We start from the raw sequence: 24657 nt of genomic DNA on the forward strand, positions 1-24657 counted from the left end.
CTCCTTACTTCAGGTCCGCGCCGAGCGCGTACCAGTCCACCCGACGGGTCACCCACATCGCCAGCGCCAGGATCACGAACAGCAGCAGCGAACCCATCAGCAGCGCATTGTTCTCCGACACCAGCAGGCCATACAGCGCGCCGTACAGCACGGTCAGCAGCGCCGCGAAGCCGAAGCCGCGCTTCCAGTGGCCCAGCACATTGGCCAGGTACACCGCCTGCAGGCCGATGCAGGCCACCGCCGAAACCAGGTAGGCCTTCCAGAACGCGATGTGCTCGGACAGGCTGATCAGCAGCAGGAAGAAGATCGCCAGCGCCAGGCCGACCATCAGGTACTGCAGCGGGTGGATGCGCAGCGACTTGATCAGCTCGAACAGGATGAAGCCGAGGAAGGTCAGCAGCACGAACAGCACGCCGTACTTCGAGGCACGGTCGGCCTGGGTGTAGGTATCGACCGGATCGACCAGCGACACCGTCACCGCCTGCGAGTCCACCGAACCGTCATTGCGCAGCTGCCGCTGTGCGTCGGAGGCCAGCGAGGACACCGCCCAGCGCGCGTCGAATCCCTGTGCATCAACGCGGCGCTCGTTGGGCAGGAACGCACCGCTGAACGACGGATGCGGCCAGCTCGAACGCAGCGCGATGTGGGTGTCATCGCCCACCGGCACCACCGACAGCATGCGGCTGCCATCCAGGCGCAGCTCCAGTTCAACGGTGCTGGCGGCCAGCGTGCCGCCCTGATCCGCATCGAAACCGGCCACCGGTGCATGCAGGCCCCGCCCGATCTCGCCGGCCGCACCAACACCCGGCAGCAAACGCAGCTGCTTGCCATCCACGCGCAGGTTCGGCGTGCCGACCAGGCCACGGACATCGGAAACCCCCACCGCCACATACGGCTGGCCGTAACTGCGGCCCGCCTTCACCGGGTAATCGTCTGCGGCGAAGGTCGCCTTCATCTGGCCGTTCCAGCTGTAGACCGGCACCTTGAACAGCCCCACCTCACGCTGGCTCGGCAGCATTTCGCCGCCCACCTCCAGCGATGCCGGCATCTGCAGCCAGTGCCCCTCGGTGACCTGCACTTCGGTCTTCTTGACGCCCAGCGGGTCGACCAGTTCAACCTGCTTGCGTTCCACCCATGGCACCACCCGCACCGGGCCCACCAGCTGCTGTGCGCCGGCGCGGCTGTCGGCCACCCGCGAGAAAGCCTCGTCGCGGTACGCACTGCGTTCGTTGATGACACTGCGGATCATCGTCAGCGGAACCAGCAGCAGCAGGATCAGGCCGCCGACAATGGCGAAGCGCAGCAGCATCTTCAGGGATTTCATGGTCCATCCTCGTTGGAGAGGACTGCAGGATGGACCGCCACGGTGAGCGGGGTTTGTGGCGAATTTGAAGCGAATGTGAAGTCAGCGGCGGGGGCGCTGGCCTGGTGTACCCAGCGGCAACCACAGGCTGGCCACGATACCGCCGCCGTCGCGGGCATCGACACTGGCGCGCCCATCATGCAGGCGCGCGACCTCCTGCACGAACGGCAGGCCCAGGCCGGAACTGCGCCGGCCGCTGCCCGGTCGCGCCAGCGAATAGAAGCGCTCGAACACGCGTTCGCGCGCATAGTCGGGAATGCCGGCACCGCGATCCGCTACCTGCAGGCGTACGCCCTGCCCGTCCACCTCGGCCAGCAGCGCGATGTCCGCGCCGGGCGGTGAGAAGGCGATCGCGTTGTCGATCAGGTTGTGCAACGCCTGCCGCAGCAGATAGGCATCACCCTGCACGCGCATGTCGGGTACGCTGCCGATGCGCACCTGCACGCCGGCCGCCTGCGCACGCACCTGCGCGGCCGCCGCCGCATCGGCCAGCAGGGTTGGCAGCGCGATCGGATCGCGGGTCTGCAGCCAGCCGTGCTGTTCCACTTCGGCCAGCGCCAGCAGCTTGTCGATCGTCTCGGTCAGCCGCTCCTGCTGATCGACGATGCTGCGTGCAAAATGCACGCGGTCGGCCTCCGGCAGCGGCTCCTGCAGCAGCTCGGCGGCACCGCGGATCGCCGCCAGCGGACTCTTCATTTCATGCGTCAGCGACTGCACGTACTGCTCGACGTAGGCCTTGCCCTCCAGCTTGCGGCGCATCGTTTCCAGTGCCTGGCCCAGGTCGCCGATCTCGTCGCGGCGCCGCCGCGGGGGTGGCACCGGTTCGCCGGCGCTGACCGCACGCGCGTAGCGGCTGAGCTGGCCAAGGCCCGTGGTGAGCCACATCGTCACCAGCACGCCGACCAGCGCCGACAATCCGATCAGCCAGGCGCCGCGCTCGATGATGGCGCGTTGGCTTGCAGCGATGAACGGATCGATGCTGCGGTTGGGCTGGGCCAGGCTGAGCACGCCGATCAGCGTGCGCCCATCGTCCGGGTCGTATACCGGCGCCGCCACATGCATCACCGTATTGCCTTCCTCCCCCGGCGTTTCCGGGCTGGAGCGGGCACCGTACTCGCCACGCAGGGTGCGATAGACATCATTCCAGCGCGAGTTGTCGCGCCCCAGGTCGCGGCCCAGCGAGTCGTAGATGACGATGCCCTTGGCATCGGTGATGGTCACCCGGTAGTCCAGTGAGCGCTTGGGAAAGCGCCAGACCATCGCCTTCAGGTCACGCTGCCGCGCCTTGGCGAGGTTGCGGGTGAAGCTGCCGCTGCGGATGGTGCCGGCCTTGACGTCGGCGGCGGCCATCTCGGCCAGCACGTTGGCGGCATCGACCAGGGTCGATTCCATCGCCTGGCGCACGCCGGGCTTCACTTCGTTGACGAACACGCGCATCACGAAGAACGCGGCGATGCCGGTTATCAGGAAGAAGCCGAGGAACAGCTTCAATACCAGGCGCATCGGCTAGACCTCCAGCGCGTAGCCAAGGCCACGGTGGGTGCGGATGGGGTCTTCGCTGGCACCGGCCGCGCGCAGCTTGGCGCGCAGCGTCTTTACATGCGTATCAACGGTGCGGTCGGCGCTGTCGGCACTGCTGTCCCAGCCACGGTCCATCAGCTGGGCACGGCTGAGGATGGCGCCCGGGCGCTGCAGCAGCGCTTCCAGCAGCGCGTACTCGTAGCGGGTCAGGTCCAGTGCCTGGCCGCGGAAGCGGATACGCCGACCTTCGCGGTCGATGGCAAAGGCGCCATGTTCCTGCCAGCCCGCATCGGCGCTGGGTCCTGCGTTGACCGGTGCGGCGCGGCGCAGGCGCGCACGCACCCGCGCCACCAGTTCTCGCGGCGAGAACGGCTTGGTCATGTAATCGTCGGCGCCCAGTTCCAGGCCCAGCACGCGGTCCACTTCATCGTTGCGGGCGGTCAGGAAGATCACCGGCAGCTGGGCCGCCGGCCCGGGCTGCGCGCGCAGCCGCCGGCACACCTCGAAACCGCCCAGGTCGGGCAGGCCCACGTCCAGCACCACCACGTCGATATCGCCGGCCTGCAGCCGTTGCAGGGCCTCGCCGCCGAGCAGGCAGTGGCTGGCGGCATAGCCTTCGCTGCGCAGCGCATAGAGCACGGTTTCGGCGATGGCGGCTTCGTCCTCGACCACCAGGACATGGGCAACGGGAGCTGTCATGGCGCGCAGCATAGCCGCTGCGGCCGCCGCCCCGTACACTGCCGCCCATGAACTACCGCCACGCCTTCCATGCCGGCAACCACGCCGATGTGCTCAAGCACATCGTGCAGCTGGCCCTGATCGACAGCTTCAAGCGCAAGGACAGCCCGTTCTTCGTGCTCGATACCCACGGCGGTGCCGGCCGCTACCTGCTGGCCAGCGAAGAGAGCCGCAAGACGCTGGAGGCCGAGTCCGGAATCATGCGGCTGATGGCCCAGCCCAAGCTGCCCGAGGTGGTCGAGCGCTACCTGAAGGCGGTGCAGGCCGACAATCCGGTGGGCGCGCTGACCAACTACCCGGGCTCGCCGCTGTTGAGCGCACAGGCCATGCGCGCGCAGGACCGCATGGCGGTCTGTGAACTTCAGGAGGCCGAAACGGCCACGCTGAAGGCCCTGTTCGCCCATGACAGCCGCGTCGACGTGCGCGCCGGCGATGGCTATGCCCTGCTGCGCTCGCTGCTGCCGCCGAAGTTCAACGGCAGCAAGATCGGCCGTGGCCTGGTCCTGATCGACCCGCCGTACGAGGCCCAGGACGCGGAATACCAGAACGTCCTGGCCGCCCTGGCCGAGACCCTGGCACGCTGGCCGCAGGCCACCTGTGCGGTCTGGTTCCCGATCAAGCAGCGGCGCACCATCCTGCACTTCCTGCGCAAGGCCACTGCCCTGCCGGTCAAGTCGGCGATGACGATCGAGTTCCTGGTGCGCCCTGACGACTCGCCGCTGCGGCTCAACGGCAGCGGCATGCTGCTGCTCAACCCGCCCTGGCAGTTCGACCGGGTGGTCGGCCCGGCCCTGCCGGCGCTGCGCCAGCACCTGGGCGAACCCGGTGCCAGCACCCGCCTGGATTGGCTCAAAGCCCCCGAATAACGGCCTTCACGAGGCTGTACCGCCGTGAGCCTTCCGTTCACGGAATGCAGCCCCGGTGATGCCACAATCGATGGACCACCAAGGAATCACCCGGTATGGCCACTCGCAACCGCATGCCGCCCTGGCATGAGATCTTCAAGGCTCCCAGCGGCCACGAGCTGCTGATCCGCCCCATCCGCCCGGAAGATGGCGCACCGCTGCAAGCGGCATTCAGCCTGTTCGGGCCGGAAGAAATCCGTGATCGTTTCCTGCAGGCGGTGACCGAACTGTCGCCGGAGACTACCCAGCGCCTGACCCACCCGAACCCCAAGACCGAGATCACCCTGGTCGCAGCCGAGTCCCTGCCCGCTGGCGAAGCGGTGGTCGGCGCGGTTGCCCGGGCCTCGATCATCCCCGGCACCCGTGAAGCCGAGTACGCGATCCTGATCAGCCGCTTCCTGATCGGCCAGGGCCTGGGCCGGCAGCTGATGCGCAAGCTGGTGAAGTGGGGCCGCGGCAAGTACCTGGACCGCCTGTACGGCGACGTTGCCGCCGAGAACGAGCCAATGAAGCAGCTGGCCGCCTCGCTGGGCTTCAAGCCGGTGCCGCATCCGAACGGGGCCGAAGGCCTGGTGCGGATGGTGCTGGAGCTGGACAACTGACGGATGCGTCGGGCCCTGCCCGGCGACGTTGATTCAACCGCCGCGCTCGCCGGGCTTGGCCCGGCGCTACACCCGCTCACGTCACGATCATGGGCCCGGCAGGGGCTTCTGCTAAAATCCGGAGTCCATGTCGCGTACCTCATACCCCGCCCCGCCGCTGCCGCGTGCCGGCCAGCTCCGCGCCTGGTGGCGCGCCCCCGCCTCGCCGACCGCCCTGGCCTGGTACCTGGCCCAGGCCGCGCGCGCGCACGACGCCCCGCTGCTGGTGATCGCCCGTGACAACCACGGTGCCAACCAGCTTGAAGCCGACCTGCAGACCCTGCTTGGCGGCGACCCGGCCCTGCCGGTGGTCGCCTTCCCTGACTGGGAAACCCTGCCCTACGACCGCTTCAGCCCGCATCCGGACATCATCTCGCAGCGCTTGGCTGCCCTGCACCGCCTGCCCACGCTGAAGCGTGGCCTGGTGATCGTGCCGGTGCAGACCCTGCTGCAGCAGCTGGCCCCGCGCAGCTATGTGATCGGTGGCAGCTTCGACCTGAAGGTCGGCCAGCGCCTGGACCTGGAGGCCGAGAAGCGCCGCCTGGAAAGCGCCGGCTACCGCAACGTGCCGCAGGTGATGGACCCGGGCGACTTCGCCGTGCGCGGCGGCCTGCTGGACGTGTTCCCGATGGGCGCCGACGAGCCGCTGCGGGTAGAACTACTGGACGAGGACATCGACTCGATCCGTGCCTTCGACCCGGAAAGCCAGCGTTCGCTGGACAAGGTCGAGGCGGTGCACATGCTGCCCGGCCGCGAAGTGCCGATGGACGAGGCCAGCATCGCACGCGTGCTGGCCACGCTGCGCGAGCGTTTCGATGTGGATACCCGGCGCAGTTCGCTGTACCAGGATCTGAAGTCCGGGCTGGCCCCGGCCGGCGTCGAGTACTACCTGCCGCTGTTTTTCGAACGCACCGCGACCCTGTTCGACTACCTGCCCGACGGCAGCCTGCCGGTGGTCTGCGCCGGTGCGTATGAGGCGTCCGTCGCGTTCTGGGCGCAGACCGCGGACCGCTATGAGCAGCGCCGCCATGATGTGGAGCGCCCGCTGCTGCCGCCTTCGGCGTTGTACCTGTCGCCGGAGCTGCTGCGCGAGCGCCTGAACGATGCCCCGCGCATCGAGGTGTGGGCGGCTGACCATGCGCGCATCGCCGACGCGCACGCGCTGGGCGACCAGCCGCTGCCACCGCTGCCGGTGGCCGCGCGCGAAGCCCCCGCCGGCGATGCGCTGAAATCCTTCCTCGGCCATTATCCGGGCCGGGTACTTATCGCCGCCGATTCACCCGGCCGCCGCGAGGCGCTGCTGGAGGTGCTGCAGGCCGCCGAGCTGAAGCCGCCGGTGGTGGCCGACCTGCCCAGCTTCCTCGCCGACGACGCGCGCTTCGCGATCGCGGTGGCACCGCTGGAGGATGGCTTCGCGCTGGACGATCCGCGCATCGCGGTGCTGACCGAGCGCCAGCTGTTCCCCGAGCGCGCCGGCAGCACCCGGCGCACGCGCCGCGCCGGCCGCGAGCCGGAAGCGATCATCCGCGACCTCGGTGAACTGACCGAGGGCGCGCCGATCGTGCACGAGGATCATGGCGTCGGCCGCTATCGTGGCCTGATCGCGATGGACGTCGGCGGCATGCCCGGCGAGTTCCTCGAAATCGAATATGCCAAGGGCGACCGCCTGTATGTGCCGGTCGCCCAGCTGCACCTGATCAGCCGCTATTCCGGTGCGTCGGCGGAAACCGCGCCGCTGCATTCGCTCGGTGGCGAGCAGTGGAGCAAGGCCAAGCGCAAGGCCGCCGAGAAAGTACGCGACGTTGCTGCCGAGCTGCTGGAGATCCAGGCCCGCCGCCAGGCGCGTGCCGGCCTGGCACTGCAGGTCGACCGCGCGATGTACGAGCCGTTCGCGGCCGGTTTCCCGTTCGAGGAGACCCCGGACCAGCTGGCCGCGATCGATGCGACCCTGCGCGACCTGGCCAGCAGCCAGCCGATGGACCGCGTGGTCTGCGGCGACGTCGGCTTCGGCAAGACCGAGGTGGCGGTGCGCGCCGCGTTCGCCGCCGCCAGTGCCGGCAAGCAGGTGGCCGTGCTGGTGCCGACCACGCTGCTGGCCGAACAGCACTACCGCAACTTCCGCGACCGCTTCGCCGATTACCCGCTGAAGGTCGAGGTGCTGTCGCGCTTCAAGACCAGCAAGGAAATCAAGGCCGAACTGGAAAAGGTCGCTGCCGGCACCATCGACGTCATCGTCGGCACCCATCGCCTGCTGCAGCCGGACGTGAAGTTCAAGGACCTGGGCATGGTCATCGTCGACGAGGAGCAGCGATTCGGCGTGCGCCAGAAGGAGGCGCTGAAGGCGCTGCGCGCCAACGTGCACCTGCTGACGCTGACCGCCACGCCGATCCCGCGCACGCTCAACATGGCCATGGCCGGCCTGCGCGACCTGTCGATCATCGCCACGCCGCCGCCGAACCGGCTGGCGGTGCAGACCTTCATCACCCAGTGGGACAACGCGCTGCTGCGCGAAGCCTTCCAGCGCGAGCTCGCGCGCGGTGGCCAGCTGTACTTCCTGCACAACGACGTGGAGAGCATCGGCCGCATGCAGCGCGAGCTGTCCGAGCTGGTGCCGGAGGCACGCATCGGCATCGCCCACGGGCAGATGCCCGAGCGCGAACTGGAAAAGGTGATGCTGGATTTCCAGAAGCAGCGTTTCAACGTGCTGCTGTCGACCACGATCATCGAATCGGGCATCGACATCCCCAACGCCAACACCATCATCATCAACCGTGCCGACCGTTTCGGCCTGGCCCAGCTGCACCAGCTGCGCGGCCGCGTCGGTCGTTCGCACCACCGTGCCTACGCCTACCTGATCACCCCCGACCGTCGCGCGATCACACCCGACGCCGAGAAGCGCCTGGAAGCGATCGCCTCGATGGACGAGCTGGGCGCCGGCTTCACCCTGGCCACCCACGATCTGGAGATCCGCGGCGCCGGTGAACTGCTTGGCGAGGACCAGAGCGGGCAGATGGCCGAGGTCGGCTTCAGCCTGTATACCGAGCTGCTGGAACGCGCGGTACGCAGCATCAAGCAGGGCAAATTGCCCGACCTGGATGCCGGTGAGGAAGTGCGCGGTGCCGAGGTCGAGCTGCATGTGCCGGCGCTGATCCCGGAAGACTACCTGCCGGACGTGCACACGCGCCTGACCCTGTACAAGCGTATTTCCAGCGCGCGCGACACCGATGCGCTGCGCGAGCTGCAGGTGGAGATGATCGACCGCTTCGGCCTGCTGCCGGATGCGGCCAAGCACCTGTTCGCCATCGCCGAGCTGAAGCTCAAGGCCAACACGCTGGGCATCCGCAAGCTGGACCTGGGCGAGAACGGTGGCCGCATCGTGTTCGAGTCCAAGCCGAACATCGACCCGATGGCGGTGATCCAGCTGATCCAGAAACAACCGAACCTCTACGCCATGGAAGGGCCCGACAAGCTGCGCATCAAGCACCCGCTGCCGTTGCCGGAAGACCGCTTCAATGCGGCCCGCGCCCTTCTGACCACCCTCGCCCCGGGTTGATCGCCCCCCCGAACACCCCGCACCGGTCCCCACCCGGTGCGGGCGGATGACCATGCTCCCTGACGCCGTACCCGCCCCCGACCTGCTGCACGCGCAGTCCTGCCTGATCGATGCGCTCTCGATGTCGCTGCAGATGCGCGACGCCTACACCCGCCACCACTGCGACCGCGTCGGCCTGCTCGCGCAGTGCCTGGCCGCGCACTGCGACCTGGGTCAGGAGGCCTGTGCACAGATCGGCCTGGCCGCGCGCTTCCATGACATCGGCAAAATCGGCATTCCCGACGAGGTGCTGCTGGCCCCGCGCCGCCATACCGACGAGGAACGCGCGATCATGCGTGAGCATCCGGTGCGCGGCGAACACATCTTCCTGGCGACCGGTCGCAGTGACGCCGCGCCGGTCGCGCAGCTGATCCGTGCCCATCACGAGGCGTTCGATGGGAGCGGCTACCCCGATGGGCTGCGCGGCGAATCCATCCCCCTGGGCGCGCGCATCGTCACCATTGTCGATGCCTACGATGCGATGACCAGCGTACGCCCGTATCGCGACGCAATGGAGCACGAAACCGCCTTGCGGATCATCGAAGCGCAGTCCGGCGGGCTGGTGGACCCCTACGTGCTGCAGCGCTTCCATCGCATGCTGGCGCGGGAACCTGCGCTGGCCTGAGATCTTCCCGACGGTGAAACGACCCGACGGTAGAGTCGAATGTTAGTCGACTGCTCTTCGTCCAGATCGCGAAAATCCCCCGCTGCGCGCGATAGTCGACTAACAGTCGACTCTACCAGCCGGCGCTGCGCTGCCGGCCTGGAAGACAAAAGGCCCGGCGTTCGCCGGGCCTTTCGCTCCACGCATCACGGGTGATCGATTACCAGATCACCACGCGCTTGTCGTCGGCGCGCACCATCGCATCACCCGCCTTGCACTGGAATGCAGCAGCGAACGAGGGCATGTTCGACGGCGCACCGTTGGCACGGAAATTGGCCGGCGCGTGCGGATCGGTGTTGAGGCGGACGCGCAGCTCACCATCGGTGAAGTTGCGGCGCCACACCGTGGCCCAGTTCATGAAGAAGCGCTGGTCCTGGCTGTGGCCGTCAACCTCGACATTCGCCTTCGGGTCTTCCTTCAGCGCCATCTGCAGCGCGTCGTAGGCCACGGTCAGGCCGCCCAGGTCGCCGATGTTCTCGCCCAGGGTCAGCTTGCCCTTCACGAACACGCCCGGCACCGACTCGTAGCCGTCGAACTGGGCGACCAGCTGATCGGTACGCTCGGTGAAGGCCTTGCGGTCGGCGTCCGTCCACCAGTTGTCGAAGTTGCCGTTGGCGGCGAACTGGCTGCCCGAGTCGTCGTAGCCGTGCATCATCTCATGGCCGATGACTGCACCGATGCCGCCGTAGTTCAGCGCCGGATCGGCCTTGGCGTCGAAGAACGGCGCCTGCAGGATCGCTGCCGGGAACACGATCTCGTTCTTGGTGGCGTTGTAGTACGCGTTGACGGTCTGCGGGGTCATGCCCCATTCGGTCTTGTCCACCGGCTTGCCGATCTTGTCCAGCATGTAGCGGTAGTTGAACGCACGCGCCGCCTGCATGTTGCCCAGGTAGCTGTCGCCGTTGGTCTGCAGGCCCGACCAGTCACGCCACTTGTCCGGGTAGCCGATCTTCGGGGTGAAGCTGGCCCACTTTTCCAGTGCCTTCTTCTTCGTTTCCTCGCCCATCCACGGCAGCTGCTCCAGCCGCGCCTTCAATGCCTGCGACAGGTTCTCCACCAGGTGCTGCATGGCCACCTTCGACTCGGCCGGGAACACGGCGTCGACGTACAGCTGGCCCAGGGCTTCGCCCATGCCACCGTTGACCGACTCCAGCACGCGCTTCCAGCGCGGCTGCATTTCCTTCTGGCCACGCAGGGTCTTGCCATAGAACTCGAAGTTGGCCTTCTCGAACTGGCTGCTCAGGTACGGCGAGGCATCGTCGATGGTGTGGAAGCGCAGGTAGGCCTGCCAGGTACTGGCCGGCACATCGGCGAGCATCTTGTCCATTTCACCGAAGAAGCCCGGCTGCGCCAGCGAGAACTTCTGTGCGGCCGGCACCTTCAGGGTGTCGAACAGCGCGGTCCAGCTGAAGTTCGGGGTCAGCTTGTCGGCGTCTGCGGCGCTGAGCGGGTTGTAGCGCTTGGCCGGGTCACGCATTTCGATGCGCGACATCGAGGCCTTGGCCAGGCGGGTTTCGAAGGCCATCACGGCCTTGGCCTGCTCGGCGGCCTGCGCCGCGTCCACGCCGGACAGGGTCAGCACCTGTGCGATGTAGGCCACGTAGGCGTCGCGGATCTTGGCCTGCGCATCGTCGAAGTAGTAGCCCTTCTCCGGCAGGCCCAGGCCACCCTGGCCGACGTAGGCGATGACGTTGGCCGAATCCTTGTAGTCGGCATTGGCGAACAGCGAGAACAGCACGCCCTTGCCTTCGGCCTGGCTGTCGCGCAGGTACCGGGTGATGGCGGCGGTGTCGTTAAGCGCGGTGATCTTGTCCAGCTGCGGCTGCAGCGGCGCCAGGCCGGCAGCTTCGATCTTCGCTTCGTCGTTGCCGGTCTTCCAGATGTCACCGATCTTGGCTTCCACCGAACCGGCCTTGGCCTGGCTGGCGGCGGCCTGCTGCACCAGCGCGTGCTGCACTTCCAGCGAGCGCTCGCGCAGGATCTCGAAGCTGCCCCAGGTGGTCTGGTCGCCCGGCACCGGATTGGCCTTCAGCCACTTGCTGTTGACGAAGCCATTGAGGTCGGTACAGGCGGAGATGGACGGATCGAGATCAGCGCTGTTGAGCGAAATCAGCGGCGTCTTGATCTGCGACAGGTCGAAGGCTGGCTTGGCGTCGGCGCTGGCCGCCGGTGCGGCGTCATTCTTGCCACAGGCCGCCAGCGAAGCAGCGATGGCGATGGTCAGGCCCAGCGGGACCAGGTTGCGGACGTTCATGAGGCTCTCCTGCGGGTAATTTCACAGGGTAGCCGGGGGCGTGAGGTTGGGGACCGGCCAAAGGTCACAGAGCGTCCTTCTGTAGAGTCGAGCCATGCTCGACTGCTCTCCGTTCCGGGTTCATGCTTCGTGCGGCAAAAGCCCAAAGCAGCCGAGCGTGGGCTCGGCTCTACAGAAGCGAAGGCCGGCTTGCGCCGGCCTTCTGCTTCTTATTTCGCCTTGCCCTGGTTGGCCACGGCTTCGGCGGCCTTGCGCGCCGCTTCCGGGTCGCCCAGGTAGCGGAACGACTGCACGGTCAGGTCATCGTTCAGTTCGAACAGCAGCGGGATGCCGGTCGGGATGTTCAGCTCGAGGATTTCCTCGCGCGAGACATTGTTGAGGTACTTGTACAGCGCGCGCAGCGAGTTGCCGTGGGCGGTGACCAGCACGGTCTTGCCGTCCTTCAGCTGCGGGGCGATGGCGTCGTGCCAGTACGGCAGCACGCGGTCCAGGGTCGTGGCCAGCGATTCGGTGCCCGGCAGCGCGTTGCGGTCCAGGCCGGCGTAGCGGCGGTCGTGGATCGGGTGGCCCGGATCTTCCAGGTCCATGGCCGGCGGCGGGATGTCGTACGAACGACGCCACGCCTTGACCTGGTCTTCGCCGTGCTTGGCCGCGGTCTCGGCCTTGTCCAGGCCCTGCAGGCCGCCGTAGTGGCGCTCATTGAGCCGCCAGGACTTGTTCACCGGCAGCCAGTCCTGCTCCAGCTCGGCCAGCGCACCCTGCAGGGTGTGGATGGCGCGCTTGAGCACGGAAGTGTGGGCGACGTCGAACTGCAGGCCTTCCTCGCGCATCAGGCGACCGGCGGCGGCCGCTTCGCGACGCCCCTGCTCGGTCAGGTCAACATCGACCCAGCCGGTGAAGCGGTTGTCCAGGTTCCACTGGCTCTGGCCATGGCGCAACAGTACGAGTTTACGGGTCACTGCAGGGTCTCCAACGCGAGGAAAGGCAGGCTGCCATTGTAGCCCCGGGCGCCACTCACCGGGCCGTGGCGCCGCGCATGCGATGCTGCGGCCAATGAATACGGTGATCGACCCCGGACGCTGGGAAGGCAGCGTCGCCGCTGCCCGCGCGCAGCAGATCCAGCTTGCCAGCCGCGTGGAGCGCCAGGACCGCTTGCCCCGCGACACGCGCTGGCTGGCCGGGCTGGATGTCGGCTTTGAAGACAACGGCGCCATCACCCGCGCCGCGGCGGTGCTGCTGGATGCGAAGACGCTGCAGCCCGTGGCGCAGGAGATCGCGCGGATTCCTACGGTGATGCCCTACATCCCCGGCCTGCTCAGTTTCCGCGAGCTGCCGGCGCTGCTGGCGGCACTGGCGCTGCTGCCGCAGGCGCCGGATCTGGTGTTCATCGATGGCCACGGCATCAGCCATCCGCGCCGGCTGGGCGTGGCCGCGCATCTGGGCGTGGTCACCGACCTGCCGAGCATCGGTGTCGCCAAGTCGAAGCTGGTGGGCCGGTTCGTCGAGCCGGGCGCCGAGGCCGGTGCACATACGCCGCTGCTGGAGGGCGATGAACAACTGGGCTGGGTGCTGCGCAGCAAGGTGCGCTGCAAGCCGCTGTTCGTGGCCGGCGGCCATCGGGTCAGTGCCGATACCGCGCTGGCCTGGGTGCAGCGCACCCTGCGCGGTTACCGGCTGCCGGAGCCGACCCGGCTGGCGGATCGGCTCGCCTCGCGACGGGACGAATAGCTGCGCCAGGCATCTCCCGGCACGCGCGTCATCTTCGATCAGCGATGCACGTGACCGCGATGGCCCTGCGCGTCCTCGCCATGGTCGTGGGCCTCGTGGCCCTCGTGTCCGCCGCCCTTGGGCGGCGCCGGCCCGCCACAGGCTTCGCCACAATGGTCCGCTTCAATCTGCAGTGTCACGTGCTCGATACCGAAGTCATCATGCAGGCGACCGCCCAGCTCGCGGCGCAATGCATCGGCGTCGGTGCCGTCGCGCATCACGATGTGCGCGGTCAGCGCCGGCGTGCTTGAAGCCAGCGCCCACACGTGCAGGTCATGCACGTCCAGGACTGCGGCGTGGCCGGCCAGGCTGTCGCGCACCCTGGCCACATCCATGCCCTTGGGCACGCCTTCCAGCAGCACGTTGATCGCCTCACGCATCAGCACGTAGGTACGCGGCAGCACCCACAGGCCGATCAGCACCGCCAGGATCGGGTCGATCGGTTTCCATCCGGTCCACTTGATCAACAATGCGCCCGCAATCACTGCCACCGAGCCGAGCATGTCGGCCCATACTTCCAGGTAGGCGCCCTTCACGTTGAGGCTCTCGCCACTGCCCGCCTGCAGCAGGCGCATCGAGATCAGGTTGATGACCAGGCCCGCCGCAGCAATCACCAGCATGCCGGAGGAGGCGATCTCCTGCGGCTGGCGGAAACGGCCGACCGCCTCCCACAGGATGTAGGCGGCGACCACGAACAGCATGGCACCGTTGATCATCGCGCCCAACGCTTCCAGCCGTGCATAGCCGTAGGTGCGGCGCGCATCCGGCGGGCGCCGGCTCAGCCGCACCGCGACCAGCGCGATCATCAGCGCCAGCGCATCGGTGGCCATGTGTGCGGCGTCGGACAGCAGCGCCAGGCTGTTGGTCCAGAACGCGCCCACCACTTCGACGACGAGGAAGGTGGTGGTCAGGCCGAGTGCCCACCACAGGGGTTTCTCGTGGCGGATCTGGGATGGCAGGTGGTCGTGGTCGTGGCCCATGGCAACAGCTCCTTTGCGATGCGGTGCAGGCTACGCGGTGCCGGCGGGGGAGACTATTACGATGTTTATAACATTGCAGGCCACACGAGCCCTCGCCGGGCATGGCCCGGCGAGGGTTGCAGACCGACGACCGCCTGCGGTCAGAAGCCGAAGCGCAGGCTGGCCCAGTATGCGCGGCCCGGCTCGTTGTAGGTCGCCGCCCCGGCATCGCTGCTATTGGCCTCGCGGAACAAGCGCTTGTCGGCCAGATTGTTCACTCCGAAACCGAAGCTGACCGTCTCGGTCACCTTGTAGCGCGCGCTCACGCCCCAGATGTTGTACGCGCCACGATCCTGCAGCGCGATCGATGCATCGCAGCTGCCAGTGCAGCGCGGGTCGTTGTTGATGTTGGTCGTGGCCGGTTCCTGCCTGCCGTAGAAGGTGCCGGTCAGCAACACGGACAGCCTGTCGGTGGCCTGCCAGTCCAGCATGGTGTTGATCGTGTACTTCGGAATCACCGACAGCGGCTGATGCGTGGTCTTGTTCTCGTTTTCCACCATGTAGGTGAAGTTGTTGCTCCACTTCAGGCGGTTGCCCTGCTCGCCCAGCAGCGGAATGACCAGGTTGCCTTCCAGCCCCTGCACGATCGCCTTCGGCGCGTTCTCCCAGCGGAAGATGCGGCCCTTGGTGTCGGCGGTCAGCCCGATCTGGGTGTATCCGGCCTGGATCTTGTCCTTGTAATCGTTGTGGAAGTAGGTCAACGACGCCTGCCAGCCGCTCTGCGGTGCCCACTCGATGCCCAGTTCCTTGTTCAGGCTGGTTTCCGCCTTCAGGTCCGCGTTGCCGCGCATGTAGCAACCGGCGCCCAGGCTCGGCAGCGCATTGGGGCAGCCGTTGCCGCGGGTGTAGTAGAGATAGTCCGGATTCGACTGGTACAGGTTCGGCGCCTTGAACGCGCGGGCAATGCCGCCCTTCACCACCCAGTCGCTGTTGATGCGGAACTGCGCATTGAGGCTGGGGCTGGTGTTGTTGCCGAACTGGCTGTGGTGGTCGAAGCGCAGGCCCGGGGTAACGATCCAGTGCTCGCCCAGGTAGATGTTGTCTTCCACGAACGCCGCCGTGGTCTGCGCGTCGGCCTTGCCCCGCGCACGGTCGGCCGACAACCCTGGAATACCGCCGCCGCTGCTGCTGGACTGGCTCATCGAATACGGATCGGTCAGGCGGCTGTCCAGGTATTCAAAGCCGAGCGTCCAGATGTTCTCTGCGCCGCCCAGCGCGGTCGGGAAGCTCACTTCGCCATCCAGCTGGTAGTTGCGCAGGCGCGAGGTAGACCAGTCGGTGCCGTTGAAGCTGCCTTCCGGGCCACCGGCCAGGCCTTCATTGATGCGCGAGTTGTTGACCGCCTCGACTGCGGCCGTCACCCGCGAAGTGACATCACCCCAACGGCCGCGGTGGGTGACCGCACCGGTGTTGCGGTACATGCGGTTGGTCTCCGCCTTGCCGTCGGCCAGCGCCGCCAGATCAACGCCGGTCGAAGTGCCGGTGGTGCTGACCGCACGGTCGCCGGCGTAGATGTTGCCCTGGCGGCTGGTGCCCGCCTCGAACTCGACCACCTGGTTGGCGGTCACGTCCCAGCGCAGCAGCGCGTTGACGTCACGGTTCTTGACGCCCTCGCGGCCAGCCGGTGGCACTGCGTTCGGGTTGGTGGCGTACTGGCGGTTGAGGTCCAGTGAGTCGGCGTCGGTCCTGTTGAGGTTGCCGTACAGGCGGAACGACAGCGTGTCGGTCATCGGCCCACTCAGCTGCAGGCCGACGCGCTCGCTGCCACCTTCGGCGCTGTGTTCAGGCACCAGCCCGTACAGGTCGACCGCACCGGCAAGGTCGCCGGTCGGGCGCTTGGTGATGATGTTGACCACGCCACCGGAAGCACCGGAGCCATAGCGTGCCGCCGCCGGTCCACGCAGCACTTCGATGCGCTCGATCATCTCCGCCGGCACCCAGTTGGTGTCGCCGCGTGTGTTGCGCTCGCCGCTGCGCCCCATGCGCACGGCATCGCGCGCACCGATGCGCTTGCCGTCGACCAGGATCAGGGTGTTTTCCGGGCCCATGCCGCGCAGGTCGATCTGGCGGTTGTTGCCGTACTGGCCCGAGGCGCTGTTGCCGGTGAGGTTGACGCCCGGCATGGTGCGCAACAGTTCGGCGATGTCGTTGGCCGGTGGGCGCCTGGCGATGTCCTCGGCGGTGATGGTCGAGGTACCCAACGCCTGGCGGGCAATCTGCGAGGCGGTGACGTGCACCGTGTCGATATCGGTGGCGTCGGTTTCAGCCTGGGCGGTCAGCGCACTGCCCGCCAGCAGGGCGGCAACGGCGAGCGCCAGCGGGCGCGGCGAGAGGACAACGGCAGGAGACATGATCTGGACCTTCTGGCAGGGCAACGGGGCCTCTGGCAAAGGGCTTGAGGCAACGACGAGGGGGAGGCGGAGCGTCGCTGCAGTCGCCTGCAGCCCGATCCGTGCGTACATTCTCCCATCAATGAGAGTGATTCTCAAATGCGTTCACTCATTGCCGCAGGGCACGGATGTGCTTTGCGCACCGTGCAACGCTGCACCGCGCGTAAACTGGCCGGCTAACCCGCCATCAACCGCACGCCGCCACGGCCGATACCCGTGGTTTGTCGTACGCAGTCAGAGATCGACGTGGAAACACCGCAACTGGACGATGCCAGCCAGCCGCTGGCCGAAGCCTGGCAGCACTGCCTGCAACAGGCTGGCCCTGCCGCCACCGCGCTGCTCAAGGCCGCAGCCACCGATGCCCCAGCCGTGCTGGCACAGCGCTTTTACGAAGTGCTGCTGCAGGACGGGCGTGCACGCCGCTTCCTGTCCCACGACCAGGTCAAGCAGCGCCTGCAGCCGGCCATGCAGCGCTGGCTGGTGCAACTGCTGACCACTGATCGCGACAGGATCGCCAGTGCCGTGGCCTCGCAACGGGTGATCGGCGATGTGCATGCCCGGGTCGGCATTCCGGTCGACCTGGTCACCCGCGGCGCGCGCGTGCTCAAGCACGAGCTGTTCGTGCGCCTGCGCGACGACGCACCCGACAGTGCCACCGCGTTCGCCGCCATCGACTGCCTCAGCGCGATCATGGACATCGCCATGGAAGGCATGACCCTGGCCTACACCCATGCGCGCGAACGATCCACCCGTGCCGATGCGGCCTACCGGTTGTTCTCGCTGGTGCAGAACGTCAGCACCGAGCGCGAGCGCCAGCGCGCCCTGCTGCTGGACTGGGAAAACGCACTGCTGTACGCACTGGCCGGCCACGTGCAGGCCGGCGAAAGCGCCAGCCTGGCGACGTCGGAATTCGGCCTGTGGTTCACCCACAAGGGCATCCCCAGCTTCGGCGAGAGCAGCGAAACCCAGCAGGTCGGCCAGCTGATGGCCCGCATCGACGGGAACCTGCAACAGGCAAGCAACGATGCCCCGGCGCAGCGGCTGGCGGTGCTGCCGGCCATCCGCGAGGATCTGGCCGCCATCCGCACCCTGATGACCCTGCTGTTCGAGCGCATCGGCGAACTGGATGCCGGCAGCGATGCGCTGACCAACCTGCTCAACCGCCGCTTCCTGCCAACCGTGCTGCGGCGGGAAATCGAGCTGGCCACGCGCAACGGCACGCCGTTCTCGCTGCTGCTGCTCGACCTGGATCACTTCAAGGCGATCAACGACGGCCACGGCCACGATGCCGGCGACCGCGCGTTGCAGCACGTGGCCGGCCTGCTCGGCCAACTCACGCGGGGCAGCGACTACCTGTTCCGCTATGGCGGCGAAGAATTCGTGGTGGTGCTGGTGGCGGCCAGCGAGTCGCAGGCGACCGTGATCGCCGAGAGCCTGCGCCGGCAGATCGCACAATCACCGGTAGCACTAGCCAATGGCCAGGTGCTGGAGCTGACCGCCAGCATCGGCGTGGCCGGTCACGATGGTCATCCGGACTACGAGCGGTTGATGGCACGCGCAGACGCGGCGATGTACGAGGCCAAGCGCAGCGGCCGCAACCGCGTGGTGGTGGCCAGCGCGGACCTGCAGGAAGCCCCGGGGCGGCGTGCACTGCAGCGATGACGACAGGACAGGTAGAGTCGACCGCTGGTCGACTATCGCGCGCAGCGCGGGATTTTTCGCACGCGGGGCGAAGAGCAGTCGACTGACAGTCGACTCTACCGACAGTCGACTCTACCGACAGTCGACTCTACCGGTTCGCGCGCCAGCCGATGCGTTGAACGCCACCATCCGCCATGCTGCCCACCACAGCAGCGCCAGCAGCGCGATGCCGGCGCCCAACAGGCACACTGCTGGCCAGCCATGCCGGGCCTGCACCCAAGGCCCCGCAGCCGCACCCGCCCCACTGCCAACTGCATAGAACAACATGTACAACGCCACCAGGCGCCCATGCTGTTCTGCCGGTGCACGCAGCAACAATCCCTGGTTCGAGACATGGAGTGCCTGGCCGCCGAGGTCGAGCACGACCACACCCAGCAAAAGCAAGGACAGCGAACGCGGCAGGCCCAGCAGCGGCCACCACGCGACCAGCATCAACAACAGCGCGCCGAGGCTGACCCGATGCGCGAAACCACGGTCCATCCAGTGTCCGACCCGCGCCGCCATCAGCGCACCGACCACGCCGGCCAGGCCGAGCGCGCCGATGGCTGCGGTTGACCAGTGCAGCGGCGGTGCCGACAGCGGCAAGGGTGCCGCCGCCCAGAACACATTGAGGCCGGCAAACAGCAGCAATACCAGCGGCCCGCGCTCGCGCAGCGTTCGATCGCGGCGCAGCATGCCCAGCATCGAGCCGATCAGGTCGCGCCAGCGCGGCGGCACTGCGGGTATCGGCACGGCCGGCAGGCGCCGCCACAGCAGTACGGCCAAGGCCGCCATCAGCGCTGCCGAAAGCAGATAGACCGCTTGCCAGCCGGCAATGGCCGCCACCGTGCCGGACAGCACACGCGCCAGCAGCAGCCCGATGAACACCCCCCCCTGCACCACCCCCACCACGCGCCCGCGCTGCGCGGCCGGAGCCATCGCTGCCGTGAGCGCGGTGCCCAGCAGTCCGGCCAGCAGCATGGCCGACAGCAGCCAACCGGTCGTGCGTGCCGCTGCCAGCCACAGCAGGGCCGCCACCAGTGCCGCCAGCTGCAGCCGCAGCAGGCGCCGCCGGTCACCGCGATCGGCCAGCGGCAGCAGGCCGAGCAATGCAAGCACGCTGCCGGCCTGGGTTGCCGCCAACACTGCGCCCGCCACGGCACGGTCCAGTGCGAAGGCCTGTGCCAGCCGATCCAGCAGCGGTTGCGCGTAATAGACGTTGGCCACGCTGGCGCCGGCCGCGACCGCGAGCAGGGTCAGCAATGGGCGGGACATCGATGCGCTCATGATGTAGTTGCAATTTGAAACTTGATGCAGGCTATCGCCATTGGTTTTAAACTGCAACCACATTCGGAGGCCCCAGCATGCACGCCAACAGTCCCTGCCCCGTTGCCCGCAGCGCCGACCTGCTCGGTGATCGCTGGGCACTGCTGGTGATCCGCGATGCCTTCGACGGCGTCAGCCGCTTCGGCGACTTCCAGCGCAGCCTCGGCGCGGCGCGCAACATCCTCAGCGATCGCCTGCGCAGGCTGGTCGAGGCCGGCATCCTGCAACTGCAACCGGCCTCCGATGGCTCGGCCTACCAGGAATACGTGCTCACCCACCCCGGCCAGGAACTGTTCCCGCTGCTGGTCGCGCTGCGCCAGTGGGGAGAACGCCATCGCTTCAGCGCCGGTGAAACCCATTCGCAGTTGATCGAATCCAGCACGCGGCGACCACTGCCCTACATGCAGCCACACGGGCGCGACGGTCAGCCGCTGCAGGCCGCCGCCACCCGCGTGCGCAAGCTCAAGGACGACCGGCGCGGCGCCTGATCCGCCCACTCGCGCACACCGACGGACGCCCGCGCCGGTTAGCATCGGATCTTTCCGCCGCTGGATGCCGCCGATGTCGCGCTGTCGCCCTTCCCTGCTGACCGCCCTGCTGTTGCCGCTGCTGGCCTGCGCCACAGCAACCACGCAGGCCCGCGAGGTTGCCGCGCCCGCCGACCACGTGCAGGCCGATGGCCCCTATGTGTTCCGCCAGGGCGACCAGCTGCAGGCCAAGTGGATCTGCGACGACAAGGTCGAGTCGCGCACGCTGGCCATCAACACGACGGGCACCGATATCGCGCCGCGCTGTGGCTACGAGCACACCGTACATGTGGCCGCGCCGAACGCACCTTCGATTTCCGTGCTGCCGGCTGCACCGCGCATCGTCGCGCTGTCGGACATCCATGGCCAGTACGGGCTGCTGGTGCGCCTGCTGCGCGCCAACAAGGTGATCGATGCGCAGGACCGCTGGGCGCTGGGCACCGACACCCTGGTCATCGCCGGCGATGTGTTCGACCGCGGCCCGCAGGTGACCGAGGCGTTCTGGCTGCTCTACGGCCTGCAGCAGCAGGCGGCCGCCGCCGGTGGCGCCGTGCACTTCGTGCTCGGCAACCACGAAACCATGGTGCTGTACGACGACCTGCGCTACGTCAACCCGAAGTACCTGCGCAGCGCCCAGCTGCTGGGCCGCAGCTACCCGCAGCTGTATGGTGCCGATTCGGTGATCGGGCAGTGGCTGCGCACCCGTCCGGTGCTGCTGAAGATCGGCGATACCCTGTTCCTGCACGGCGGCATCTCGCCCGAGGCGGTACAGCTGGCGCTGGACCCGGCACGCACCAACGCGGCCTATCAGGCCTCGCTGGGCCTGCCCAAAGCCGAAGTGAAGGCCGACCCGGCCACGGCACCGCTGTATGACGGCAAGACCAGCCCGATCTGGTACCGCGGCTATTTCGATGGCCGCCTCGACACCGCGGGTGTGCAGGCCGTGCTCGACCGCCTGCAGCTCACCCGCATCGTGGTCGGCCACACTTCGATGCCGCACGTCAGCAGCTTCCATGGCGACCGCGTAACCGCGATCGACAGCAGCATCAAGAACGGCGAGAACGGCGAACTGCTGTTCATCGAGGATGGCAAGCTCAGCCGTGGCCTGCTGGATGGTTCGCGGGTGCCGCTGGCGCTGGGTGAGCCGGGCCTGCAGGACTGAATGGAGGGACAGCGCGACGGTGCCGGGAGGTGCCGGCGCGCTCCACCTTCACCCGGTTTGCGGCTACCCTTCGGCAGCCGAGAGGCCCAACCCGTCCATCCGGTGGGCCTGACCGTTACAGGAGCCCCGCGCATGCGCGTTCTGATTGCTGAAGACGACCCGGATATCGCCTCCGGCCTGTGCGCCTCGCTGCGCCGGCAGGGGCACGTGGTCGACCACGTCGACAACGGTGCGCACGCCGATGCTGCACTGGGCTCGACGCAGTACGCGCTGCTGGTGCTGGACCTGGGCCTGCCGCAACTGGATGGCCGCGACGTGCTGCAACGCCTGCGCCAGCGCGGCGATGGCCTGGCGGTGCTGGTGGTGACCGCACGTGACGGCCTGGCCGAGCGGGTACGCGTGCTCGACCTCGGCGCCGATGACTACCTGGTCAAGCCGTTCGCACTGGACGAATTCGAAGCCCGCGTGCGAGCACAGCTGCGGCGGGTCACCAGCAATGGTAATCCGGACCTGCGCGTCGGCCGCTTGCGCCTGGACTTGGCCGGGCACCGCGTCTGGATCGACGACCAATCACTTGAACTGACCGCACGCGAGTTCGGCCTGCTGTCGGCGCTGGCCGTTCGCGCCGAGCGCATCGTATCGCGCGCGCAGCTGGTGGAAGCGCTGTGCGACTGGGGCCAGGACCTGACCGACAACGGCCTGGACATCGCCCTGCACCGCCTGCGCCGCAAGCTGCAGCCCGGCGGCATGGGCATCCGCACCGTGCGCGGGCTGGGCTACATGCTGGAAGACGCGCAGGACGACAGCGCCCCGTGATCAGTGGACCGCCCAGCCTGCGCCGGCGCCTGCTTGCCTTCCTGGCGCTGCCGATGCTGGCCCTGCTCACTTTCAATACGATCCTGGCCTACTACGTTGCGCTGGACTACTCCAACCGCATCCACGACCGCAACCTCATCGACGACACGCACTCCTTCGCGCAGATGCTGAGCGGCATGCCGGTGACCAGCGAGCTGTCACCTCAGGCGCGCTTCCTGATCGAGTACGAGCCCGACGGCCATCGCTATTTCAACGTCGACAGCAGCCGCCAGGGGACACTCAGCGGCAATGCGGATTTCAGTGCCTACGCGCCTTCGCAGGAATGCACCGGCGTGGACCCCACCCTGTACGACGGCATTCTCAACGGCCAGCCGGTGCGCATGGCCACCGTCTGCACGCGTGCGATGAACGATCCGCAGGACCAGCTGGCGGTGACGGTGGCCGAAAGCATGGCCGAACGACGCCAGCGCGCGCGAGAGATCCTGATGATCATCATCCCGCTGATGACCATGCTGGCGCTGGGCACCGCCGCGCTGGTCTGGTTCGGGGTGACCCATGGCCTGCGCATCCTGACCCCGCTGAGGACCCGCCTGGCACAGCGCCGCGGCGAACTGGCGCCGATCTCCGACGCCGACGTGCCGGAGGAGATCCAGCCGCTGATCAGCACCATCGACGATCTGTTTGCCCGCCAGGCGGAAATGATCACCCTGCAGAACCGTTTCATCGCCGACGCCGCGCACCAGCTGCGCTCGCCGTTGGCCGGCATGGCCCTGCACGTGGACCAGGCACTGGCGCATGGCGACCCGGACACGGTGCGCGAGGCACTGCAGCACATCCGCCGGCTCAACCAGCGCACCGCGCGGGTCAGCACCCAGCTGCTGGCGCTGAGCCGGGCGCAGACCGTGCCCGATACCGTGGAGGCACTGGACCTGTGCGAACGGGTGCCACAGTGGGTCGGCATGCGCGTGCCCGAAGCGATCCGCGACGGCATCGACCTGGGCTACCTCGGCAGTCCCCACCCTCTGCGCGTGCTCGGCAACGGTGCCCAGCTGCAGGAGGCACTGGACAACCTGATCGACAATGCGCTGCGCTATGCCGGCCGCGGTGCGACCGTCACCGTCGGCGTGCATGCGCTGGACGACAATGATGTCGAACTGTATGTGGAAGACAACGGTCCCGGCGTGCCGGACGACGTGATGCCACGGCTGGGCGAGCGCTTTTTCCGGGCCCCCGGCACCACTGCCAGCGGGACCGGCCTGGGCCTGGCCATCGCCCACGAAGCGGTGGAACACTTCGGCGGCCGCCTGAGTTTCCTGAACCGGCCCGGTGGTGGACTGAAGGTCGCCATCTCGCTGCCGCTGCTGAAGGCATCCTGACCCGGCCGGGACGCTGAAAGGCTGGCGAAAATCGCGCTTGCGATCCTGACCCTCCCCACTGCCGTCCCGGAGCCGCCAGGTGACCGAATCGCACGACTTCTTCCTCCCCGGTGGCCGCCAGGGCGTGCTGCTGGTCCATGGCCTGACCGGTACCCCGGCGGAAATGCGCATGCTGGGCAAGGGCCTGAACAACGCCGGCTTCACCGTACACGGCGTGCAGCTGCCCGGCCATTGCGGGAGCGTGGATGACCTGCTGGCGACCACCTGGGAACAGTGGTACCAGGGCGTGGAGGATGCGGCGGCCACCCTGCGCGGCAAGGTCGACCAGCTGTTCGTCGGTGGCCTGTCGATGGGCGCGGTGCTGTCGCTGGCACTTGCTGCTCGACGACCGGACTGGGTGTCCGGCGTCGGCGTGTATGGCGCCACGTTCCGCTACGACGGCTGGAACATACCCGCTGTCGCCCGCCTCTCGTTCCTGCTGCCGTGGTTCAAACGCTTCAACATCGGCCGCGACCGCATGTTCATGGAAGAACCGCCGTACGGCCTTCGCGACGAGCGCCTCCGTGCGCAGGTCAGCGCCGCCATGCTGTCCGGCGACAGCGCCGCCGCCGGCCTGCCGGGCAATCCCTGGCACGCGCTGGCCGAGATGCGTGCGCTGAGCAACTGGACCCGCCGCCACCTGCACCAGGTCACCGCACCATGCCTGGTGATGCACGCCCGCGAGGACGACGTGGCCAGCATGGGAAATGCCGAACTGGTGATGTCGCGGGTCAGCGGCCCAAAGGAACTGGTGGTGCTGGAGGACAGTTACCACATGATCACCATCGACCGCGAACGCCGCGAGGTGATCCGCCGCAGCGCGCGTTTTTTCACCGAGATCGGTGAACGCAGCGGCGTGCTCAAGGCGGTGGCCTGA

The 24657-nt window shown here is 67.7% G+C and carries 19 protein-coding genes; 11 read left to right on the top strand and 8 right to left on the bottom strand.

Going from position 1 to position 24657, the window contains the following annotated elements; all coding sequences use genetic code 11:
• Window positions 1–4 precede the first annotated feature (4 nt).
• The 3 genes from creD to creB all read right to left on the bottom strand — a co-directional run bounded on the left by creD (window position 5) and on the right by creB (window position 3595).
• On the bottom strand, window positions 5–1324 hold the full coding sequence (creD, locus tag AC5P8J_RS02170; RefSeq protein ID WP_019659173.1) for a cell envelope integrity protein CreD: 1320 nt from the start codon (window positions 1322–1324) through the stop codon (window positions 5–7).
• Between the two features lie 81 nt (window positions 1325–1405).
• Complete coding sequence (gene creC, locus AC5P8J_RS02175; protein ID WP_494540055.1) at window positions 1406–2866, bottom strand: two-component system sensor histidine kinase CreC; 1461 nt, start codon at window positions 2864–2866, stop codon at window positions 1406–1408.
• 3 nt (window positions 2867–2869) lie between these two features.
• A complete protein-coding gene (gene creB / locus AC5P8J_RS02180; RefSeq protein ID WP_019659175.1) occupies window positions 2870–3595 on the bottom strand; it encodes a two-component system response regulator CreB in 726 nt (241 codons plus the stop codon).
• Between the two features lie 35 nt (window positions 3596–3630).
• Between creB and AC5P8J_RS02185 the strand changes: the two genes are divergently transcribed.
• From AC5P8J_RS02185 to AC5P8J_RS02200, 4 genes are all read left to right on the top strand, one after another.
• Window positions 3631–4488, top strand: a complete 858-nt coding sequence (locus tag AC5P8J_RS02185) for a 23S rRNA (adenine(2030)-N(6))-methyltransferase RlmJ (protein ID WP_021202507.1) — start codon at window positions 3631–3633, stop codon at window positions 4486–4488.
• A gap of 95 nt (window positions 4489–4583) precedes the next feature.
• Window positions 4584–5129, top strand: a complete 546-nt coding sequence (locus AC5P8J_RS02190) for a GNAT family N-acetyltransferase (RefSeq protein WP_019659177.1) — start codon at window positions 4584–4586, stop codon at window positions 5127–5129.
• Between the two features lie 127 nt (window positions 5130–5256).
• On the top strand, window positions 5257–8721 hold the full coding sequence (mfd, locus tag AC5P8J_RS02195; protein ID WP_021202506.1) for a transcription-repair coupling factor: 3465 nt from the start codon (window positions 5257–5259) through the stop codon (window positions 8719–8721).
• A gap of 46 nt (window positions 8722–8767) precedes the next feature.
• Window positions 8768–9385 (top strand): HD-GYP domain-containing protein, encoded by a 618-nt coding sequence (locus tag AC5P8J_RS02200; RefSeq protein WP_495216586.1) that lies wholly within the window; start codon window positions 8768–8770, stop codon window positions 9383–9385.
• A gap of 199 nt (window positions 9386–9584) precedes the next feature.
• Here AC5P8J_RS02200 and AC5P8J_RS02205 read toward each other — a convergent pair whose 3' ends face one another.
• Entirely contained in the window at window positions 9585–11678 is a 2094-nt protein-coding gene (locus AC5P8J_RS02205) for a M13 family metallopeptidase (RefSeq protein WP_206621997.1), read from the bottom strand.
• A gap of 209 nt (window positions 11679–11887) precedes the next feature.
• Window positions 11888–12637, bottom strand: coding sequence for a 2,3-diphosphoglycerate-dependent phosphoglycerate mutase (gpmA, locus tag AC5P8J_RS02210; RefSeq protein ID WP_494540053.1), 750 nt, complete (start codon window positions 12635–12637; stop codon window positions 11888–11890).
• A gap of 94 nt (window positions 12638–12731) precedes the next feature.
• On the opposite strand from gpmA, the gene nfi reads away from it, so the two are divergent.
• Window positions 12732–13406 (top strand): deoxyribonuclease V, encoded by a 675-nt coding sequence (gene nfi / locus AC5P8J_RS02215; protein WP_494540052.1) that lies wholly within the window; start codon window positions 12732–12734, stop codon window positions 13404–13406.
• A 38-nt stretch (window positions 13407–13444) separates the two neighbouring features.
• Here nfi and AC5P8J_RS02220 read toward each other — a convergent pair whose 3' ends face one another.
• Both AC5P8J_RS02220 and AC5P8J_RS02225 read right to left on the bottom strand, forming a co-directional pair.
• Window positions 13445–14425, bottom strand: coding sequence for a cation diffusion facilitator family transporter (locus tag AC5P8J_RS02220; protein WP_494540051.1), 981 nt, complete (start codon window positions 14423–14425; stop codon window positions 13445–13447).
• 140 nt (window positions 14426–14565) lie between these two features.
• On the bottom strand, window positions 14566–16815 hold the full coding sequence (locus AC5P8J_RS02225) for a TonB-dependent siderophore receptor (protein WP_495216587.1): 2250 nt from the start codon (window positions 16813–16815) through the stop codon (window positions 14566–14568).
• 285 nt (window positions 16816–17100) lie between these two features.
• Between AC5P8J_RS02225 and AC5P8J_RS02230 the strand changes: the two genes are divergently transcribed.
• Window positions 17101–18516: a GGDEF domain-containing protein gene (locus AC5P8J_RS02230; RefSeq protein WP_021202500.1), complete on the top strand. Its 1416-nt coding sequence runs from the start codon at window positions 17101–17103 to the stop codon at window positions 18514–18516.
• Window positions 18517–18627: 111 nt separating this feature from the next.
• Here AC5P8J_RS02230 and AC5P8J_RS02235 read toward each other — a convergent pair whose 3' ends face one another.
• The gene (locus tag AC5P8J_RS02235; protein ID WP_495216588.1) at window positions 18628–19809 is read right to left on the bottom strand and encodes an MFS transporter; all 1182 of its coding nucleotides are present in this window, start codon (window positions 19807–19809) and stop codon (window positions 18628–18630) included.
• An 89-nt stretch (window positions 19810–19898) separates the two neighbouring features.
• On the opposite strand from AC5P8J_RS02235, the gene AC5P8J_RS02240 reads away from it, so the two are divergent.
• The 5 genes from AC5P8J_RS02240 (at window position 19899) to AC5P8J_RS02260 (ending at window position 24657) form a co-directional block, all read left to right on the top strand.
• The gene (locus tag AC5P8J_RS02240; protein ID WP_495216589.1) at window positions 19899–20348 is read left to right on the top strand and encodes a winged helix-turn-helix transcriptional regulator; all 450 of its coding nucleotides are present in this window, start codon (window positions 19899–19901) and stop codon (window positions 20346–20348) included.
• A 73-nt stretch (window positions 20349–20421) separates the two neighbouring features.
• On the top strand, window positions 20422–21549 hold the full coding sequence (locus AC5P8J_RS02245) for a metallophosphoesterase (RefSeq protein WP_494540047.1): 1128 nt from the start codon (window positions 20422–20424) through the stop codon (window positions 21547–21549).
• A gap of 132 nt (window positions 21550–21681) precedes the next feature.
• Window positions 21682–22365 (top strand): response regulator, encoded by a 684-nt coding sequence (locus tag AC5P8J_RS02250; protein WP_019659189.1) that lies wholly within the window; start codon window positions 21682–21684, stop codon window positions 22363–22365.
• Entirely contained in the window at window positions 22362–23741 is a 1380-nt protein-coding gene (locus tag AC5P8J_RS02255; protein WP_227851941.1) for a sensor histidine kinase, read from the top strand. Before AC5P8J_RS02250 ends, AC5P8J_RS02255 begins: the two co-directional genes overlap by 4 nt.
• A gap of 79 nt (window positions 23742–23820) precedes the next feature.
• Complete coding sequence (locus AC5P8J_RS02260) at window positions 23821–24657, top strand: alpha/beta hydrolase (protein WP_478436288.1); 837 nt, start codon at window positions 23821–23823, stop codon at window positions 24655–24657.

It is taken from the genome of Stenotrophomonas sp. YJH_SMC_37 (genome assembly GCF_059370035.1).

What these genes read in the sequence shown, in the direction of transcription:
- creD (WP_019659173.1), bottom strand. Translation starts at nt 1,324, where the DNA reads ATGAAATCCCTGAAGATGCTGCTGCGCTTCGCCATTGTCGGCGGCCTG.
- creC (WP_494540055.1), bottom strand. Translation starts at nt 2,866, where the DNA reads ATGCGCCTGGTATTGAAGCTGTTCCTCGGCTTCTTCCTGATAACCGGC.
- creB (WP_019659175.1), bottom strand. Translation starts at nt 3,595, where the DNA reads ATGCTGCGCGCCATGACAGCTCCCGTTGCCCATGTCCTGGTGGTCGAG.
- AC5P8J_RS02185 (WP_021202507.1), top strand. Translation starts at nt 3,631, where the DNA reads ATGAACTACCGCCACGCCTTCCATGCCGGCAACCACGCCGATGTGCTC.
- AC5P8J_RS02190 (WP_019659177.1), top strand. Translation starts at nt 4,584, where the DNA reads ATGGCCACTCGCAACCGCATGCCGCCCTGGCATGAGATCTTCAAGGCT.
- mfd (WP_021202506.1), top strand. Translation starts at nt 5,257, where the DNA reads ATGTCGCGTACCTCATACCCCGCCCCGCCGCTGCCGCGTGCCGGCCAG.
- AC5P8J_RS02200 (WP_495216586.1), top strand. Translation starts at nt 8,768, where the DNA reads ATGACCATGCTCCCTGACGCCGTACCCGCCCCCGACCTGCTGCACGCG.
- AC5P8J_RS02205 (WP_206621997.1), bottom strand. Translation starts at nt 11,678, where the DNA reads ATGAACGTCCGCAACCTGGTCCCGCTGGGCCTGACCATCGCCATCGCT.
- nfi (WP_494540052.1), top strand. Translation starts at nt 12,732, where the DNA reads ATGAATACGGTGATCGACCCCGGACGCTGGGAAGGCAGCGTCGCCGCT.
- AC5P8J_RS02220 (WP_494540051.1), bottom strand. Translation starts at nt 14,425, where the DNA reads ATGGGCCACGACCACGACCACCTGCCATCCCAGATCCGCCACGAGAAA.
- AC5P8J_RS02225 (WP_495216587.1), bottom strand. Translation starts at nt 16,815, where the DNA reads ATGTCTCCTGCCGTTGTCCTCTCGCCGCGCCCGCTGGCGCTCGCCGTT.
- AC5P8J_RS02235 (WP_495216588.1), bottom strand. Translation starts at nt 19,809, where the DNA reads ATGTCCCGCCCATTGCTGACCCTGCTCGCGGTCGCGGCCGGCGCCAGC.
- AC5P8J_RS02240 (WP_495216589.1), top strand. Translation starts at nt 19,899, where the DNA reads ATGCACGCCAACAGTCCCTGCCCCGTTGCCCGCAGCGCCGACCTGCTC.
- AC5P8J_RS02245 (WP_494540047.1), top strand. Translation starts at nt 20,422, where the DNA reads ATGTCGCGCTGTCGCCCTTCCCTGCTGACCGCCCTGCTGTTGCCGCTG.
- AC5P8J_RS02250 (WP_019659189.1), top strand. Translation starts at nt 21,682, where the DNA reads ATGCGCGTTCTGATTGCTGAAGACGACCCGGATATCGCCTCCGGCCTG.